The following is a 16,396-nucleotide window of genomic DNA, read 5'->3' on the forward strand; positions in this document are numbered from 1 at the left end:
TCGCCGACGCGGCCAGTACGGTCGCGGCGTGCTTTTCGCTTTCATGCAATGAGGAACAGAGATGCAAAGTTTACTGGTTGAAGAACAGACATTTACCGATAACGCCCTGTTTCTGGACGCGCGTGACGAGCAGGTGGCGCGTGGCGTCGTGACGGCGCACCCGCTGACCATCGCCAAAGGGAAAGGCGCGGAAGTGTGGGATGTAGAGGGAAACCGCTATCTGGATTTTGTGGCGGGCATTGGCGTGCTTAACGTTGGCCATAATCATCCGGCGGTCGTGGCGGCGGTAACGCAGCAGCTTCAGCAGGTGACGCACGCCTGTTTTCAGGTGGCCGCCTATCCGGGCTACATCAGGCTGGCGGAACGGCTCAATCAGCTGGTGGGCAGCGACGAACATTATAAAAGCGTCTTTTTCACCAGCGGGGCGGAAGCGGTGGAAAACGCGGTAAAGATTGCGCGCGCGTACACCAATCGCTCCGGCATTATCGCTTTTGACGGCGCTTTTCACGGCCGCACGCTGCTGGGCTGTACGCTGACCGGCATGAGTCAGCCCTATAAGCAAAATTTCGGGCCTTTTCCCGGCGACATTTACCGCGTGCCGTTTCCAAATGCTTTCCAGCAGATTAGCGAGGAAGATTGCCTGAAAGCGCTGGATACGCTGTTCGCGGTGCAAATCATGCCGGAACGCGTGGCGGCTATTATTATCGAACCGGTGCAGGGTGACGGCGGCTTTCTGCCTGCTTCGCCCGCATTTATGCAGGCGCTGCGCGCGATTACGCAGCGGCACGGCATGTTGTTGATTTGCGACGAGGTGCAGACCGGATTTGGCCGCACCGGCAAAATGTTCGGCTTCCAGCATACGGGTATCCAGCCGGATCTGATTACGGTGGCCAAAAGCCTGGGTGGCGGCCTGCCGATCTCCGGCGTGGTCGGACGTGCGGAGGTGATGGATGCGCCGCTGCCGGGTGGATTAGGCGGAACCTATGGCGGCAATGCGCTGGCCTGCGCCGCCGCGCTGGCTGTACTGGATCTCTTTGAGCAGGAACCGCTGCTGGAGCGGGCCAATCAGCTGGGCGCGCGGCTGCATTCGCGCCTGCAGCAGTTAGCGGATAAATACGCCTGTATCGGCGACGTGCGCGGCACAGGGCTGATGCAGGCGGCGGAAATCATTGATTTCGAAACGGGCAGGCCGGATGCGGCGCTGACGCAGAAGATCCTCGACGCGGCCTGTCAGGAAGGGCTGTTACTGATCAAATGCGGCGTGCAGCGCAACACGGTGCGTTTTCTGGCGCCGCTGGTCACCAGCGATTCACAGCTGGAAGAGGCGCTGCATATCTTTGATATCGCGCTGGCGCGCGCGACCGGCAGGCTGGGCTAATCTGCTTTCTCATTGATATTACTGGCGTATTAAGAGGCGGGTAGCACACAGTAAACGCTGGCGCGGCCGTGGCGAAGCGTGGTATACCCGTCTTATGACAAACTGGTAACAATGAGGGTGTTATGAACGGCTTAATGAAACTGGACCGCATCGACATCAATATTCTGGTACAGCTGCAAAAGGACGGTCGCATCAGTAATGTAAACCTTGCCGACGCTGTCGGGCTTTCACCCAGTCCCTGTCTACAGCGGGTAAAACGTCTGGAAACGGCAGGGTTTATTACCGGTTACGAGGCGCACGTTAATTTACCTAAAATTACCGATTCCGTTACCGTCTTCACCGAGGTTACGCTGGCCGGACACCGGCGCGAAGACTTTATGCGTTTTGAAAACGCGCTCCGGGAGGTGGACGAACTGATGGAGTGTCATTTGATTACCGGCGGATACGATTATCTGCTGCGTTTTATTACCCGCAGCATCGAACATTACCAGGAAGTTATTGAAAGCGTTCTGGACGCTAAAATCGGGATAGATAAATACTTTAGCTACATTGTTATTAAATCGCCGATCCTGAAAAGCAGCGTGCCGCTGCGTTCGCTTATCTCTCGTCAAACGATGGAGTTCTGATGGCTGTCGGGCATAATGACGGCAAAAATGTTATGAAGGGCGTTATCCTTTCTTATTTTCCCTGGTTGGCGATACGCCAGGGATAGTTCGCTTTTCACCGTCGCGGATGATACCAGTCATTAATTCTGGCGCCATGCTTTACCCGCCAGATCAGGAAAAAGTTTTTTCCCGATGCGTTTCCCGTTGTCCCTCAGCCTGTAAGAATGTTAAAAAAGAGACATCCTGTCTCTGTTATCACGCATTTACCTGTGCAGCGTCAACGGTGTCTAACGCATATTTCAAAGAGAACTCACGTTCTTTCAGATAGTAGATATAGGTTTTAAGCTCCGGGAATGATTTTTCGACTCTGTAACTTAACTCACTGAAATTGCTTATTTTGCTTTGATAAAATGACACCATTGATTCACTGATTAGCCCAACGGCTTCGCCATTGGCAATCAGCGAAATATAATCATAAATATCATCCACGATAATAACCTGCGCCGTAGGACACATAGTCAGGATTTTGGCATGCGCGTTTTTCACATAGTGTTCGTAAAAGCCATTGGTAGGAATGATGACGGGCGTGTTTTTTATATCGCTAAGCTGCGAATCGGGGAACTTTTTAGAATAGAGATAGCAGGCGGGCTCGCTGAAAAAATTCATCGACAGGATCCCGTTATCGTTGATTTCCCGATGGGAAATAACGCCGTGGATCTCGCCGGAAAGCAGCGATTCCACCGAAGTTTTGGTATCGCAGGAACAATAAGAGACGCTTTCGGTCTTCTTGCGGGTTTTTACCAGCAGGTTGAATAAAAAGGGATTGAGGTTTTCTACACCAATCATCAGGCCACGGCGAATATTAACGTTGGTTCTTTTTCGTGAAAAATAGTCTTCCAGTTCCGTCATCTTATCGTAATGCGGCATTATTTTATCGTAGAGTTCCAGCCCTTTTTTGGTCAGGGTGAAATCATGGTCCGTGCGTGAAAATAATTTAAATCCCAGCTCGTCTTCTAATATTTTTATCCGGCGAGAAATAGGGGAAGAGGTAACGAATAATATCTCAGAAGCCTTCTTTAATGACTTCTCTTTCGCCAGCACAATAAAGCATTTCAGATTAGATGACAGAAACATAAAACCTCCAGATCGTTTAACAACTGTTAACTTAGCGTAAATTTATGAAAAATATAGCATACTTACGAAAGCTCTGGATGGGGGGTATTTACAAAATAAGACTGTTTTTATTTTTCTAATCATAGAGATGCTAATTTCTACGCGTGAGCATCATTTTTTAAAATTGTATGAATGACCTTCAATTATTATCCTGTCAATTCTAAAAACTAAAGCAAGAAATATGGTTTAAACCGCGTTTTTTGGTGGAAACCTAAACCAACATTAAATGCAAGCCTGCAACCCATCAGAAAATGCAACCATCGTATAATATATATTTAATAAAGAGGCTTTAAATGAGTGTCATTGGTGACAACAACCAGGATAATTTAACATCACAACAGGTTAAGTTAAATGAAATGGTCAGGAACTTAAACGTACTTGATAAAGATGGCAAAGCTATTGACTTCGACAGAATTGTATATCTTGCGCATTCAGCTAATGAAGAAAATAACTTTTCTATGCTGAACTCTATTGAGGAATTACGGGCGCACGAGCCTGCCGCCCACGGCGAACTGGCTATTGTGCTTTCTTATAGTGCAGGAACCGGCTACGGCGGCGGTATTTTTATCAGTGACTTTAACGACAAGACGGCGCCGGAAGATGGCGGCATGACTGTCGTTACTCCCCGAAATATGCGCTGGAAACGTTATATTACCGATAACGCGGGCGTAACCGTGGTCGATTTCGGCGCTATCCCGGATGGCAAAACGGACTGTCTGGAAGCCGTTACCCGCATGTGGCACTGGTCACGCATCATGGATCGTCAAAACAATGTACGTACCCATGAAAACGTCGGCATCCGCTTTCCGGCAGGTAACTTCTTTATCTCTAAATTTGATTTCTCCGGCCAGGAGGTAAACCGTTTCCGTCTCTCTGGCGCCCACGTCAACTTCGGCTACTTCCCTAACACCCGTCTTTTCTCTGACCAGAAAGACGGCGAATACATGTTTACCGTCAACGCCCGTTGGACCTATATCAGCGGCATTATCGTTAATGGGCAGGACAACACTAAAACCAAAGGTTTCTTTAAAAATATCATCCCCGGCGGTCAGTATCTGCGCGTGACCGGGGTGCATTTCCAGGATTTGGGCGGCCGCGCGCTGGATCTGCTCGATACGCTGGATTGTAAGATCGATCAGTGGTACGCCACCCGCTGCGCCGGCAGCGTTATCTATGGCCGCTGGTCCGATCGCGCCGCTGGCTCCTGGGATCACCTTACCGCTATCGAGCTCAGCAACTTTAATATCCAGTACGGCGTGAAGTCTGAAATGATCGATCTGCCGCGCGCGACGCAGTGCGTGCTGCATAACGGCTGGATTGAGCATACCGAATTCCCCGGCGACCTTTCCAACGGCCAGTGGAAGGTCAATGCGCTGAATCTGGAAGGCAATAAAAATCCGCTCAAGTGCCATCATACGCGCCTTATTTCTACCATGCTGAATGTGCATAACGGCGAGGGGCTGGATCTCTCTGACAGCGGCGAGCGCTGGCTGCCTGTATATGAAGAAGGGCAGATATTCCTTGAAAACCACGGCGCGCGTATTGAAGGTTCGCTGAACTACGAGTACATCACTTCCCAGGAACGTATGGATAACCGTCAGGATCGGGAAACCTGGTTTAAAGTGGGCGAGATTGAGATGCCGGAATGGACCACGCAGATGCAGATGCGCATTATCGGTTCCTCTCAGTTTAATGCGATGCCGGAAACGCAAATCGACTTCACGTCACGCACGCCGGAAGGCGAAGCGATAATCTCTATTCAGAACGTGAACGGCAGCTTTAACGCCTCCTGGGCAGCGGAAGGATCGTGCCCGGTGACGCGGGTCAGGGTGAGATCGCTGGGCAGCAGCAGAGGGGAAATATTTGTTAAGCTGGCTAAATACACCGGCTTCTGTATCGCTCTGATCACCACTAACTGCCACGATCGTTTCTCGCGCGGCGTTCATTTCCGCTTTATCAAGTCTTATACGCAGGTTTCTGCTGCGGAAGCGGCCGTGCTGGATGCCGAGCCGGTAACGGCATTTTTGCAGCACTGGGAAGGAACGGATCGGGTCGGCTATGGTTACAACAATAATAACGACCTGATTATGCGTGGCCGCGTGGTCAGCACCGCGTCGGTTGGTACGGCCAGAGAATGCCTGCGGGTAAGGGTAAACGGTCTTGATTACGCGATTGAACTAAAACCCATAAACAGCTAATGCCCATTAGTGAAAAACCGGCCTTGATATGGCCGGTTTTTTTTCATGTTACCCTTGCATAAAATAACGCAATATTTATTTTTATTTTATTTGCCCACCTGAATCTCTGGCCGCATCTACTGCTCCTTTTCCTGATTAATTACCAAGATGAAATGACGATGTAATGGAATGCCTTTGCTGGTGTTTGCGCAAGGTTATAAAATTAAATAATAGCTAAACATATACGTTCTTATACTGTAATTTTAAAAGTAAATAGAATAATCAAAGGTGTTTATTCAGGGTTTAAATAAAATTAAATGACGAGGTGTTTCTATAAATAACTCATATAAAACAAAGGCTTTTCAATTATTAATAGCTGAATGCAATTATTGGGTTTGTCTGTTTTGCCTGGCTGAATAAAATAGAACGCATGCAGTAAGCGCATTATTTTGCTTGCTGGCTGCATAACAAAAAGAACATTTTACATAATGAAATATGCATCATGGCAGATGCATATGGAGGAATTATGCCAGCTTCTAAAAATTTATCGGCAGGTCAGATTGCCGGAAACCGCTCCGCGCAAAATAAAATCGTTATGGGCTTCTGGCACAACTGGCCAGCCGTAGGCGCTCAGGGTTATAAACAGGGCCGCTTCACGGAAATGACCCTGTCCGAAATTCCTGTGCAATATAACATTATCGCCGTCGCTTTTATGAAAGTGTTGGATGACAGCGACCGCATCCCTGATTTCAAACCGTATAAAGGAACGGATGCTGAATTCCGCAGCGAAATCGCGAAAGTGCAGGCTAAGGGCCGTAAGGTTCTGATTTCCATGGGCGGCGCCGATGCGCATATCGAAATGCACGCCGGGGACGAAGTGGCGCTGGCCGAGCGTATTATCGCGCTGAGCGATAAATATGGCTTTGACGGCCTGGATATCGATCTGGAGCAGTCTGCGATTACCGCTGCCGATAACCAGACGGTGATCCCTGCTGCGCTGCGCGTGGTGAAAGATCACTACCGCAAGTTCGGTAAGAACTTCATCATCAGCATGGCGCCAGAATTCCCTTACCTGACCAATGGCGGCCATTACAGCCCTTATATCATCGGCCTGGAAGGCTACTACGATTACGTTGCGCCGCAGTTCTATAACCAGGGCGGTGACGGCGTCTGGGTTGATGAAATCAACCAATGGGTGTCGCAAAGCAATGACGCGATTAAAGAAGATTTTCTCTATTACCTGACTGAAAGCCTGGTCACCGGTACCCGTAATTTCCTGAAGATCCCAAGCGAAAAATTCATTATCGGCCTGCCAACCAATAACGATGCGGCAGCGACCGGTTATGTCATTAATCCACAGGATGTGAAAAATGCCCTGGCTCGCCTTGAGGCCGCTGGTCTGCCTGTTGCGGGTCTGATGACCTGGTCCGTTAACTGGGATGCCGGTTTTACCAGCGATAACGTGCCTTACAACTGGGAATTTATCCGTCGCTACGGCTACCTGGCCGGTGATGGTGTAGTGCCTGGGCCGACGCCAACTCCGGAACCAACGCCTGAGCCTACTCCGGAACCAACCCCGGAACCAACGCCTGAGCCAACACCGGAACCAACCCCAGAGCCAACGCCTGAACCGCAGTTTGAACAGTGGCGCGCGGGTGTGCGTTATATCGATGGTGCCCGCGTGAGCTGGCAGTCACGTAACTATATCTGCGTCATGCAGCATGACTCTAACCTTTTCTGGACGCCTGAGCTGGCTACATCGCTCTGGCAGCCAATTTCCACCAACAAAACCACTACGGAATTTAAAACAATGTCAAATAACATCGCTCCGGCACTGCGCCACGGTCATATCGCCACGCCAGCTTCACGTGCTTTCTTTGCATGGCAGGAAGGCAAACTGAACGCCGGTCAGCTGAACCAGCGCGAAGCGGGTAAATTCTTCCCGGCTGCGCAGAGCGGTCTGCGTGACGCTGTAGCGCCGGACGACAGCCCGAATGCTGTGCCACCACGCGACGGCGAAATCGCCAGCGCCAACCAGGGCGACGGTCGCTTCCTGGATGAGCCAGGCACCCACTGGAAAAAACACACGGTAACCCCAGGCGAAATCATGAAATTCGTCTGGACCTATACCGCAGCCCACACCACTCGTCGCTATAACTACTTTATTACCCGCGAAGACTGGAATCCAAACCAGCCGCTGAGCCGCGCGCAGTTTGAATCCACGCCGTTCTTTAAAGCGGAATTTACCGAGCAGCCTTACTGGAGCCACGGCGCCACGCTGCGTCCGACCGGCCCAACCACGCATGAAATCCAGCTGCCACGCGTCGCGGCTACCATGTGCTGCTGGCGGTATGGGAAGTTGCCGATACCGGTAACGCGTTCTACCAGGTTATCGATCTGGATTTCGTGGGCAACGGCAACGGCGGCGAAACTGCGCCTGCGGTGCCAGCCAGCCTGCACGCGACCGATATCACCACCAGCAGCATTGCGCTGGCGTGGAACGCTTCTTCAACCGCAGGCGTTTCTTACCGTCTGTATCGTGACAACAACATGATCTTCAACGGTACCCAGCTGAGCTTTGTGGATAACGGCCTGGAGGCAAACACCGCTTACCGCTACACCATCAGCGCGGTCAGCGCTACAGGCAGAGAATCCGTTCGCAGCGAAGCTGTTATCGTGACCACTAAAAATCCTGACGCCTCCACCACGCCACCAACTGCGCCAGCACAGCTGCACAGCATGGGCGTGACCGCAGACAGCGTTGCGCTGATGTGGGGTTCTTCTCAAGGCAGCAACGCCATTGCCGGCTACATCGTTTACCGCGAAGGTGATGAAATCGCTCGCGTGGCGGCTTCTCAGCTCAGCTATACCGACAGCGGCCTGCGTGCAGAAACCACTTACCGTTACTTTGTTGCCGCTGTGGATTCTCAGGATCTGCTTTCCGTTCCGAGCAACGTACTGAGCATCACCACTCTGGCTAACTGCAACGACGACAACGGCAACGACGACAACGGCGATAACGGCCAGTATCCGGCATGGGTGCTGGGCGGATCTTACACCGCTGGCGATATCGTTACCCATCAAGGTAAAAACTGGGTTTGTATCCAGACGCATGTTGCCCACGCCGTTGACTGGGCGCCGGGTCTGGCAGAAACCCTGTGGCGTCAGGCACGTTAATTTATCCTTGCGGGCCAAAGGGACGCGGCCCGTTCGCCTGACATAAATTAAATCAAATCACGTTGTTAAGTCGTTAACGGCTACTACAGCGTGATTTTTAATACGCCTTCGCCGTTTAACAGCCGCGCGTATTAAAAATCACGTCGGTTTGTCCGTCATTAATCAGCCAGCCGAGCGCTGCATACAGGCAACAGCGTTAATCAGCAAACAGAGAACGGAAAGCAGAATGAACATTAGCGAAAAAGGTATCCGCTTTATTAAAGAGGAGGAGGGCGAGAAGCTGAGCGGCTATCTGGATTCGGTGGGGATAGCGACGATTGGCGTAGGGCATACCGGCCACGTCGATGGCGTTGCCGTCAGCAAAGAGATGATGATCAGCGCGGAAAAATCCACCGAGCTGCTGCGCAAAGATTTAGCGGTCGTCGAGCAGGCTATTGCAAAGCATGTCGCCGTACCGCTTAGCCAGAATCAATATGACGCGCTTTGCAGCCTGATTTTTAATATTGGCGTAACGGCTTTCGTTAATTCCACGGTCAGAAAAAAACTGAATGAAAAACACTATCAGGAAGCCGCAGAGGCTTTTCTGCTGTGGAAAAGAGCGGGCAAACTGGTCAATCTCCTGCTGCCGCGCAGAAAGCGCGAAAGAATGCTGTTTTTGACGCCGGATGCGCAGCGCTGAAGGCTGACGGGACGGCCCAGTCTGATTTTCATCAGAACGCCACGCATTTTTAACGTCGCTGTCATTTTTTTCTGCCATGCTTAAAAACTTAACGGCTATTCCGTTGCCGTCCGTTCTGCGGGCCGACCAACCAGCCTATTATCTCACAGGAAAATTTATGACTTTGATTGCCAGCTTCAGCCACTCTTTTGCCGATTCGCAGCGCGCCTTCCGTCTTATTCTGAAAGCGATAAGCGAACCCGGCGTAAAAGTGACGCTGCCGCAAATCCCGGTATGGGGCAACGCTTCGCCTGCGGCAACGGCTATTTTAATGACGCTGGTGGATCGGGAAACGCCGTTCTGGCTGGACAGCTCGCTCGGCGACGAGGCGATGCTGGAAAATCTACAGCGTTTTGGCGCCAGAACCACGGCCAAAGCGGAAGCGTCGGTGGCGCTGCTTCATGCCGCTTCCGACATGGCCATTGCGGAATTTTCGCCAGGCGACGCGCCCGCCACCGTGATTATTGAGGTGCCTGCGCTAAGCGGCGGCCTGACGCTGCGCTTAAGCGGCCCGGCCCTGCGTGAGTCTCGCGCCGTTGCGCCAAAGCTGCCGAAAGCGGTTCTGCATTACCTGCGTGAGCGGGTACACTCTTTCCCTCAGCCGATCGACCTGATTTTTACCTGCGGCGATCAGATGATGGCGCTGCCGCACACCACCAACGTTGTGGTCTGTTAACCGGCAATCTCCCACCACATTTTATTCAGCGAGTAGTAGCGATCGTCAGGATTAGGCTGACGCTCCCACGGCTTATCGATAATGTAATGAATATTCTTCACTTCAGGCAGGTGCCACATGGCGCTGTGCTGGAAGGGAAGGGTTTTCAGCGCATTATAGATATAGGGCAGCGGCCGCCAGCGTTGATGATAGTAGTCGTTAAGAAAATCCTGCTCGGCAAACAGATAGCGCGACAAATCCTTCACCTCCGCCAGCTTTTGCAGCATATCGTCATAGACGGCGCGATCCGGCGTCAGCACCAGAAAACCCCCGTTCAGATAATTATCCACTTCGTCAGGCTGCTCCGTATGATCCACGCCCCGGCAGTAGCTATAGAAGCAGTTTTCCGGCGTCCAGTTTTTCGGGTAGCTCGGGATCTTGTTAGGATTGCAGCGGCAGGCGTGGCACGCGGCGATACTCTCTTTTGCCAGCGTCAGGGCAAAGAGTTCATCCATGTTCTGCACCACCAGCATGTCCGCATCTAAGAAAACGATACGCTTAAATTCCGTCAGCTGCCAGGCGGCCAGCTTGGTCCACACTTCGGAGAAGCGCGCGTTGGCGTAGTGCTGCGCCAGGCTGCTGTCGGGGCTGATCGGCTGCACTTCCCGCACCAGGCAGCCTTCCTGCTCCAGGATCTGCCGGCTTTGGGCGTCGATATTTTCCGTGACCATTACCACCAGCGGATAGCGGCTGCCGCTTTTTTTCAGCGAGCGATTCAACGCGCTGACGCCCACCAGATAGCCCGGCTGCGTCAGCAGGGTTGCCCATGCCTTCATTGGCATTCTCCTTAATTAATCAAACAGTGCTGCGGTAAACGCATTATCAAATTTATGCTGCGGATCCAGCGTCTCGCGAACCTGCCGAAACGCCTGCCACTGCGGGTAAATTTCCGGCCAGTGGTAAAGCGACTCGTCAAAGTATTTGCCCCAGTGCGGCCTGCCGCCTTCCGCCGCCAGCACCCGCTCGATGGCCTGCAAAAAGCTGACGCCCTCTTCAGAAAGCGAGCCGTCTTCGGCGTAATAAACCACAAAGCCAAAGAAACAGGTATCGACGCCGTAAGCCGGGCTGAGCCAGCTGGCGGAAGGGCCGGTACAGCGCAAGATAATCGGGTAGTGCATATGCGGCTGCGTTTCGCTGTGCCAGTCTTTAATCTTACGGATGACCTCGCCCACGCGCGACATGGGAATACCGATTTCAACGTTGATCTGCGGCGTAGCGATACCGCGACAGAACACCTGGTAAACGTCGCCGGTTACGTCGGAGAAATCTTTAAAACGCGTGACGGTGCGGAACGGCTTGCCGTTTTCATCCACGATTTTGGTATCGCTGCGCATATGTTCCAGCGTCTGGTCGATGGTTTCATTCATCGCATCGCTGGTTTGTTCCTGCTTCACCAGATCGTTATTATTGGCGCGATACTGCGCAATCTCTTCGCTATCGGCTTCGCGAGCCGTCCAGACGTGCACCTGATTTTCGTTAGGGAACCACCAGGCTTTGCTCAGCGCATAGTTATGGTTCCAGTCATAGATATCCTGCTCCAGGGTATCGCCGCTGACCGCATTTTTATAACAGGTGTAGATCAGCGAAGATCGCGTGCGCAACGTTACCTGGGTCACAATGCCCAGCGCGCCCACGCCCAGCTGCACGGCGTGAAAGAAAGGATGATCGCGATCGAAATCCGCCACCGTGCCGTCGGCCAGCACCATGCGGATGCTCAGCGCCTCGTCGGCGATAGAGCTTTGCTGCAGACCCTGACCGTGCGTACCGGTCGCCAGCGCGCCCGCCAGCGTTTGCGCGGCGATAACGCCAGGGGAGGCGGGCAGCATTTTACCTTCGGCGCTCAGTATTTCATAAATCTCATGCATAGGCGTGCTGCCCGCAAAAGTCGCGCTGTGCTCATCCATCGCGATTAATCCTCGCAGATGACGCAGATCCAGCAGCGTATCGCCTGCGGCGGCCAGTTTCAGCACGCGGCCAGGCGACATTTTATTGCCCATTACGCGGATTTTACCGCGGCTGGCAGCAATCAGGCGGCACAGCTCTTCTTCCGTTTTGGGGGCGCTGACGGCGTGGCTGTCGGCCAGCGTCGCGTTCTGCGCCCAGTTCATTATTTTGCCTTCTTCGGCATCCGGCTTACGGCGTGGGTAACCGGAATTTTCGCTTGCCATTGGCAACTCCTGGCGTGAGGCCTTTCAAAAGATAAAATGCGGGACGAACTAAAGGGGTTAACCTCAGTAAGCGTAGCTGAATCACCCTGGAACAACAGCGGTTCAGGGTAAAAAAGTTGTACAACATATTTGTAAGTTGTACAACCTTATGCGGCACCGGGCCGCAGATAGCGCAGCGTGGCATCCACTACCAGCTGGCGATTGCGGGCAATACTTTGCTGTTCGCTTTCGTTATCGCCAAACAGCGTATTGAAGGTGTAGCGGTTAGAGACATTATGCGTACAGATGCTGCTAATCAGGCGGTGCACGTCCACCGTATTGACGTTGGGGTCGAAAACGCCGTCGGCTTTGCCCCGCGTTAAGATCTCTTCCAGCACGTTAAGCGCGCTCTGATTTAACGTCTTAATGCGCGCAGACTGGCTGATATAGCGGCCGCGCATCAGGTTCTCGCTGCATACCAGGCGCATAAAGTCGGGATGGGAGAGATGATAGTCAAAACTCGCTTCCGCCAGCCTTTGCATCGCCAGCTGCGGCGGCAGTTCGGTCAGGTTCAGCTCGGTTTCGTGCTGGCGAATAGCCTGGTAGACCTGTTCCAGCACCGCCATGTACAGGTTTTCTTTATTGGTAAAGTGGTAGACCACCATACGTTTAGTGGTGTCGGCGTGGTCGGCGATCTGCTCCATGCGCGCGCCCTGTAAACCAAATTCGGCAAAAGTAGCCAGCGCGCCGGCAAGAATACGTTTCTTTAACCCTTCCGGGTCGTTTTTTCGTTTGGCAAGTGCGGGCATAGCAAATCAGTTAATCCGTGATCCAGAGCCTTAGCGGCTGAAGCGGACAAGAATACCATAAAAACCCTAAGCTGATTTTTGGGAAAGGTTGGAAGAAGTGGATATTTCCCTGCCAGGCGCACCTGCGGTTAAATCCGCTTAACGCATCTATCCGCTTTGCAGGAGAAATTTATGTCTCGTCTGAAAAAGTATTTTGCCGCCTTTTCCGGCTGGTTTACGCCATCGGTTACACCCGAAGAGAGCATCGATCCGTCAAGGCTGAGTGAATCGCTGCTGCCGATCGGCCAGCTGTACGGCTTTGAGATGAGCTGGCTGCGCGCAAGGGGCTACGGTGAAAAATAATCGCTACCGCCTGACGCTGCGCTACAGCTACTGGAACGAGCTATGCGCTTTAGCGTGCCGCGTCTTCAGCAACGCGGCACGTCTTCGCTTTTAGTGTAGCGGCCAGTTGCCGGCCAGCTCCAGCGCGGCGTGACTAATAGCCTCCACGCTTTGCTCAAACTCTTCCGCCGTCATTTTTTCCAGCTCGCTAAAGTGCTCTTCCTTGCCATGTAGCGCAATGGCATGGAGCGCAGGCTTAAGGTGATCCGGCAGCGCCGACCAGTCGCTTAACGCTACGCCTTTCATATAGCCAATGCACCACTCTTCCACGATAGTGACTTCCAGATCTTCCTCGCTGCTGGTGCCGAACAGCGGCTCGAACTGCTCGGGATACTCTTTCAGCCGCTCGGCGATATCGTTCTGATGCTGCGTCACCAGTTCGGTGAAACGCTGCTGGTCTGTTTCATTCCAAAGCGGAAGATTGTTTTCGCCGCCCCAAATAATGGCCTGCAAACGCTCGTCGGAGACAGGTTCCGGCGAAGAGAGCAGGGCGGTTAACAATCCATCCAGTTCTGAGGCATCAAGCACCGCGTCATCGGTGCCGTACTGCGCCAGAATATTATCGAGCCATTCCAGCTCTTCAGCCGTTAAGGGTCCTTGTTGCATGTTATAACCTCTTTTTTCCGTGGATTACCGCGTGGGCGCTATTCTCAATGCCAGGGGCGCAAAAAGCCATCCTGTCAGCCCGCTGCCGCTAAAAAACGGCGGCTGGCGAAGCTGGCGGTGCTCTGACAGCAATTATGGCCCTTTTGCTGAATATGCGTGGCTGAATTTATTACCTGCTCAATGGTTAAAGCAGCAAATAGCAGGTGTTCAGATGGTAGAGATTTGGCAACGTCGCTACCCCGTGCCTGGTGTAATTCTATGGCATAGCAAAATAAAATGAGGGCTGAATATACGCTTAAAACGGGTGGGGACAGGCGTAATGCTAAAAGCAGCCTGGGCCAAAAAGCAAAAAGCCCGCTCAAGTTTCCTTGAGCGGGCTTCTCTAATATGGCTCCTCTGACTGGACTCGAACCAGTGACATACGGATTAACAGTCCGCCGTTCTACCGACTGAACTACAGAGGAATCGGTTTCGATGGGGCGCATAGTAGCGAGGGCGGACCGGCGTGTCAACAGGAAAAAAGTCCAGCCCTTTCAACTGGCTATCTTTAAAACAGGGCGCGCAGCTAATGTACTGCGCCCGCGCCATTGCGCAAAAGCGGATCCTGGCGATAGAAGCGGCAAAAATGCGGATAAAGCGCAGGAAAGCGGTCGTTCAGCAGCTCAGGGGCACTGAAGAAATATTCCGACAGAACCGCAAAGCACTCCGCCGGATCGCTGGCCGCATAGGCATCAATCGTTGCGGCATTTTCGCCGACCAGTTCGATTTCTTCTGCAATACTGGTCATCGCGGCATTCAGCTCGTGCTCCCACGCCGCGACGTGACGCAGCGGCATAGCCGGCACGCCGTTGGCATGGTCGCTGCCCCGGCTGTCGAGCTTGTGGGCAACCTCGTGAACGATCAGGTTATAGCCGGAAAGATCGAACGAATCCTGCACGTCCAGCCAGTTGAGCACTACCGGACCCTGCTGCCAGCTTTGGCCCGACTGCACCATACTCTCGCGATGCACCAGGCCAAACTCATCCTGCCATTCGTCGTCAACGATAAAAGGCGCGGGATAGATCAGCACCTCGTGAAACCCGTCCAGCCAGTCGTAACCCAGATTAAGTACCGGCAGACAGAACAGCAGGGCCAGCCGGGTCGACTTCAGCTCATCCAGCGCGAAATCCTGTAGCGCCACCAGCCGTTTCTGCTGTAGGAAGCGCGTGGCCAGCTGGATAAGCTGTTGCCGTTCGGCGTCATTCAGCGCGCCAAGCAGCGGAATAGCTAACGCCTGCTGCCAGGGCAGCGCGTCGAACACAGCATCGTTGGATTTCCGGAACCATTTAATCATGATGCAACCCACAGCAGAAAAACCTCACCCTGCCTCGGCGGATCGCTTGGCGCAGTCTCCGGCGAGCAGGCCATATAAAAGGGCACAGCAGCATGGAACAGCAGAGCGAACTTAAGCAAGCTTTTCAGCGATTTTCTGTGACGAAGCGAGATATTCAGGCCCCGGCGGCCCAGACCAGCCGGAGCCTGCGGGCAGCGTTATATACGCTCGAATTCAATAACCCACACCCAGGGGTTCACTTCCCAGCTGGTGCCGCCATACTGCAATGCCCACTGCTTGCGGTAGGCATCCTTAGGCGAAACGACCTCGTTGTGCATGGTGAAGAAGTTATTCAGAAAATGGGAGTCTGTCTGCACGCCTTCGGCCAGCACATCATCGTCGCTGATATCCTGAATTTTCTCTGCCCGAACGGCGGTCACCATTAAATCAATGCGGCTTGCCCAGCGTGGCATATGGATGCCGGCCTGCCAGCCAAAATGCTCGTCTTCTTCGCCTGCGCTGGAGAACTCGCTGGTATCGGCACGATAGCGGCACCAGGCGGAAGATTTAAACTGGGCCGGATTGCGCTCGTAGTTGGCCATCTCTTCTACGGGAACCACCGGGCCGCGCCAGGTCTCTCTTACCCACAGGCGATCGCCAGGCTGACCGTAAGGGCAGTGGTAGCTCAAATTCTCCATGCCCATCACGCGGTTGCCCTGCAAGTGATTGTTCAGAACATCAATCCCGTAGCATCCTTCATGGTTATCCTGGCCTGGACCAAAAAGTTGTGACTTCATAATGCGTCGGGTCTGGCGCTGCTGGCCTGAGAGCAGTGCTCGCACCCGTTGATCGCTAAACAAAATCGGGCGTTCTTTCATGGTTTGACCCCTGTTTCTTATTAGTTAAGACCCGCTCGCCGCCGTCAGGCGAAAAGGGATCCGGCATATGCTGTTAGCCTGTAGTGAAAAGTGTATACAAAAAGTATGCAATCATTAGCCGTGCTTGTTTATTTTTGAACCCGTTCTGCGCTCTCGCTTTCTGTGTGCGACGGGTGGCCAGGATCGGGTTCGGAAGGCCGGTTAGCGCCGGATTATCCGGGCCATCATAAATTTGACATATGCCGCCTTTACAATCCCTTACAGTAGCCGCAAGGGTGTATTATCGGAGCTTTCTGATGATGGCGCGAGCTAAAAACAAC

General features: G+C 52.9%; 15 protein-coding genes, 1 tRNA gene and 1 pseudogene. 9 read left to right on the forward strand and 8 right to left on the reverse strand.

Going from position 1 to position 16,396, the window contains the following annotated elements:
- Positions 1-61 precede the first annotated feature (61 nt).
- Positions 62-1,378 carry a 4-aminobutyrate--2-oxoglutarate transaminase gene (gene gabT / locus ACMGEE_RS12535; protein ID WP_436830137.1) on the forward strand — a complete coding sequence of 439 codons (1,317 nt, stop codon included), beginning with the start codon at positions 62-64 and terminating at the stop codon, positions 1,376-1,378.
- 122 nt (positions 1,379-1,500) lie between these two features.
- Positions 1,501-2,004, forward strand: coding sequence for an Lrp/AsnC family transcriptional regulator (locus tag ACMGEE_RS12540; protein WP_436830138.1), 504 nt, complete (start codon positions 1,501-1,503; stop codon positions 2,002-2,004).
- Between the two features lie 234 nt (positions 2,005-2,238).
- On the opposite strand, the gene ACMGEE_RS12545 is transcribed toward ACMGEE_RS12540, so the two are convergent.
- Positions 2,239-3,117: a LysR family transcriptional regulator gene (locus ACMGEE_RS12545; RefSeq protein WP_253460371.1), complete on the reverse strand. Its 879-nt coding sequence runs from the start codon at positions 3,115-3,117 to the stop codon at positions 2,239-2,241.
- A gap of 497 nt (positions 3,118-3,614) precedes the next feature.
- Here ACMGEE_RS12545 and ACMGEE_RS12550 point away from each other — a divergent pair, with 497 nt between their 5' ends.
- From ACMGEE_RS12550 to phnH, 5 genes and pseudogenes are all read left to right on the forward strand, one after another.
- Positions 3,615-5,354: a putative phage tail protein gene (locus ACMGEE_RS12550; protein WP_436830139.1), complete on the forward strand. Its 1,740-nt coding sequence runs from the start codon at positions 3,615-3,617 to the stop codon at positions 5,352-5,354.
- Between the two features lie 574 nt (positions 5,355-5,928).
- Positions 5,929-7,673 (forward strand): annotated as a pseudogene (locus ACMGEE_RS12555) (lytic polysaccharide monooxygenase); the annotation flags it as partial.
- Positions 7,674-7,775: 102 nt separating this feature from the next.
- Entirely contained in the window at positions 7,776-8,510 is a 735-nt protein-coding gene (locus ACMGEE_RS12560; RefSeq protein ID WP_436830161.1) for a fibronectin type III domain-containing protein, read from the forward strand.
- Between the two features lie 226 nt (positions 8,511-8,736).
- Positions 8,737-9,189, forward strand: a complete 453-nt coding sequence (locus ACMGEE_RS12565) for a lysozyme (protein ID WP_253460380.1) — start codon at positions 8,737-8,739, stop codon at positions 9,187-9,189.
- 157 nt (positions 9,190-9,346) lie between these two features.
- Positions 9,347-9,904, forward strand: coding sequence for a phosphonate C-P lyase system protein PhnH (phnH, locus tag ACMGEE_RS12570; RefSeq protein ID WP_253460383.1), 558 nt, complete (start codon positions 9,347-9,349; stop codon positions 9,902-9,904).
- On the opposite strand, the gene ACMGEE_RS12575 is transcribed toward phnH, so the two are convergent.
- The 3 genes from ACMGEE_RS12575 to ACMGEE_RS12585 all read right to left on the reverse strand — a co-directional run bounded on the left by ACMGEE_RS12575 (position 9,901) and on the right by ACMGEE_RS12585 (position 12,899).
- Positions 9,901-10,719: a glycosyltransferase family 8 protein gene (locus ACMGEE_RS12575; RefSeq protein WP_301251006.1), complete on the reverse strand. Its 819-nt coding sequence runs from the start codon at positions 10,717-10,719 to the stop codon at positions 9,901-9,903. The two genes, phnH and ACMGEE_RS12575, sit on opposite strands and share 4 nt — an antisense overlap.
- 15 nt (positions 10,720-10,734) lie before the next feature.
- Positions 10,735-12,111, reverse strand: coding sequence for a D-arabinono-1,4-lactone oxidase (locus ACMGEE_RS12580; RefSeq protein WP_301730398.1), 1,377 nt, complete (start codon positions 12,109-12,111; stop codon positions 10,735-10,737).
- Between the two features lie 146 nt (positions 12,112-12,257).
- Positions 12,258-12,899, reverse strand: a complete 642-nt coding sequence (locus tag ACMGEE_RS12585) for a TetR/AcrR family transcriptional regulator (RefSeq protein ID WP_253460391.1) — start codon at positions 12,897-12,899, stop codon at positions 12,258-12,260.
- A 171-nt stretch (positions 12,900-13,070) separates the two neighbouring features.
- On the opposite strand from ACMGEE_RS12585, the gene ACMGEE_RS12590 reads away from it, so the two are divergent.
- The gene (locus tag ACMGEE_RS12590) at positions 13,071-13,241 is read left to right on the forward strand and encodes a hypothetical protein (protein WP_253460394.1); all 171 of its coding nucleotides are present in this window, start codon (positions 13,071-13,073) and stop codon (positions 13,239-13,241) included.
- Between the two features lie 90 nt (positions 13,242-13,331).
- Here ACMGEE_RS12590 and ACMGEE_RS12595 read toward each other — a convergent pair whose 3' ends face one another.
- Positions 13,332-13,886: a UPF0149 family protein gene (locus tag ACMGEE_RS12595; RefSeq protein WP_253460397.1), complete on the reverse strand. Its 555-nt coding sequence runs from the start codon at positions 13,884-13,886 to the stop codon at positions 13,332-13,334.
- Between the two features lie 31 nt (positions 13,887-13,917).
- On the opposite strand from ACMGEE_RS12595, the gene ACMGEE_RS12600 reads away from it, so the two are divergent.
- Positions 13,918-14,166, forward strand: coding sequence for a hypothetical protein (locus tag ACMGEE_RS12600; protein WP_436830140.1), 249 nt, complete (start codon positions 13,918-13,920; stop codon positions 14,164-14,166).
- 108 nt (positions 14,167-14,274) lie between these two features.
- Here ACMGEE_RS12600 and ACMGEE_RS12605 read toward each other — a convergent pair.
- The 3 genes from ACMGEE_RS12605 to ACMGEE_RS12615 form a co-directional block, all read right to left on the reverse strand.
- A tRNA-Asn gene (locus ACMGEE_RS12605) sits at positions 14,275-14,350 on the reverse strand.
- Positions 14,351-14,451: 101 nt separating this feature from the next.
- Entirely contained in the window at positions 14,452-15,219 is a 768-nt protein-coding gene (gene mtfA / locus ACMGEE_RS12610; RefSeq protein WP_436830141.1) for a DgsA anti-repressor MtfA, read from the reverse strand.
- A 197-nt stretch (positions 15,220-15,416) separates the two neighbouring features.
- Positions 15,417-16,076, reverse strand: a complete 660-nt coding sequence (locus ACMGEE_RS12615) for a hypothetical protein (RefSeq protein ID WP_253460419.1) — start codon at positions 16,074-16,076, stop codon at positions 15,417-15,419.
- Positions 16,077-16,396 lie beyond the last annotated feature (320 nt).

Source organism: Erwinia artemisiae (genome assembly GCF_051400835.1).
Taxonomy (GTDB): Bacteria; Pseudomonadota; Gammaproteobacteria; order Enterobacterales; family Enterobacteriaceae; genus Erwinia; species Erwinia aeris.

What these genes read in the sequence shown, in the direction of transcription:
- gabT (WP_436830137.1), top strand. Translation starts at nt 62, where the DNA reads ATGCAAAGTTTACTGGTTGAAGAACAGACATTTACCGATAACGCCCTG.
- ACMGEE_RS12540 (WP_436830138.1), top strand. Translation starts at nt 1,501, where the DNA reads ATGAACGGCTTAATGAAACTGGACCGCATCGACATCAATATTCTGGTA.
- ACMGEE_RS12545 (WP_253460371.1), bottom strand. Translation starts at nt 3,117, where the DNA reads ATGTTTCTGTCATCTAATCTGAAATGCTTTATTGTGCTGGCGAAAGAG.
- ACMGEE_RS12550 (WP_436830139.1), top strand. Translation starts at nt 3,615, where the DNA reads ATGCTGAACTCTATTGAGGAATTACGGGCGCACGAGCCTGCCGCCCAC.
- ACMGEE_RS12565 (WP_253460380.1), top strand. Translation starts at nt 8,737, where the DNA reads ATGAACATTAGCGAAAAAGGTATCCGCTTTATTAAAGAGGAGGAGGGC.
- phnH (WP_253460383.1), top strand. Translation starts at nt 9,347, where the DNA reads ATGACTTTGATTGCCAGCTTCAGCCACTCTTTTGCCGATTCGCAGCGC.
- ACMGEE_RS12575 (WP_301251006.1), bottom strand. Translation starts at nt 10,719, where the DNA reads ATGAAGGCATGGGCAACCCTGCTGACGCAGCCGGGCTATCTGGTGGGC.
- ACMGEE_RS12580 (WP_301730398.1), bottom strand. Translation starts at nt 12,111, where the DNA reads ATGGCAAGCGAAAATTCCGGTTACCCACGCCGTAAGCCGGATGCCGAA.
- ACMGEE_RS12585 (WP_253460391.1), bottom strand. Translation starts at nt 12,899, where the DNA reads ATGCCCGCACTTGCCAAACGAAAAAACGACCCGGAAGGGTTAAAGAAA.
- ACMGEE_RS12590 (WP_253460394.1), top strand. Translation starts at nt 13,071, where the DNA reads ATGTCTCGTCTGAAAAAGTATTTTGCCGCCTTTTCCGGCTGGTTTACG.
- ACMGEE_RS12595 (WP_253460397.1), bottom strand. Translation starts at nt 13,886, where the DNA reads ATGCAACAAGGACCCTTAACGGCTGAAGAGCTGGAATGGCTCGATAAT.
- mtfA (WP_436830141.1), bottom strand. Translation starts at nt 15,219, where the DNA reads ATGATTAAATGGTTCCGGAAATCCAACGATGCTGTGTTCGACGCGCTG.
- ACMGEE_RS12615 (WP_253460419.1), bottom strand. Translation starts at nt 16,076, where the DNA reads ATGAAAGAACGCCCGATTTTGTTTAGCGATCAACGGGTGCGAGCACTG.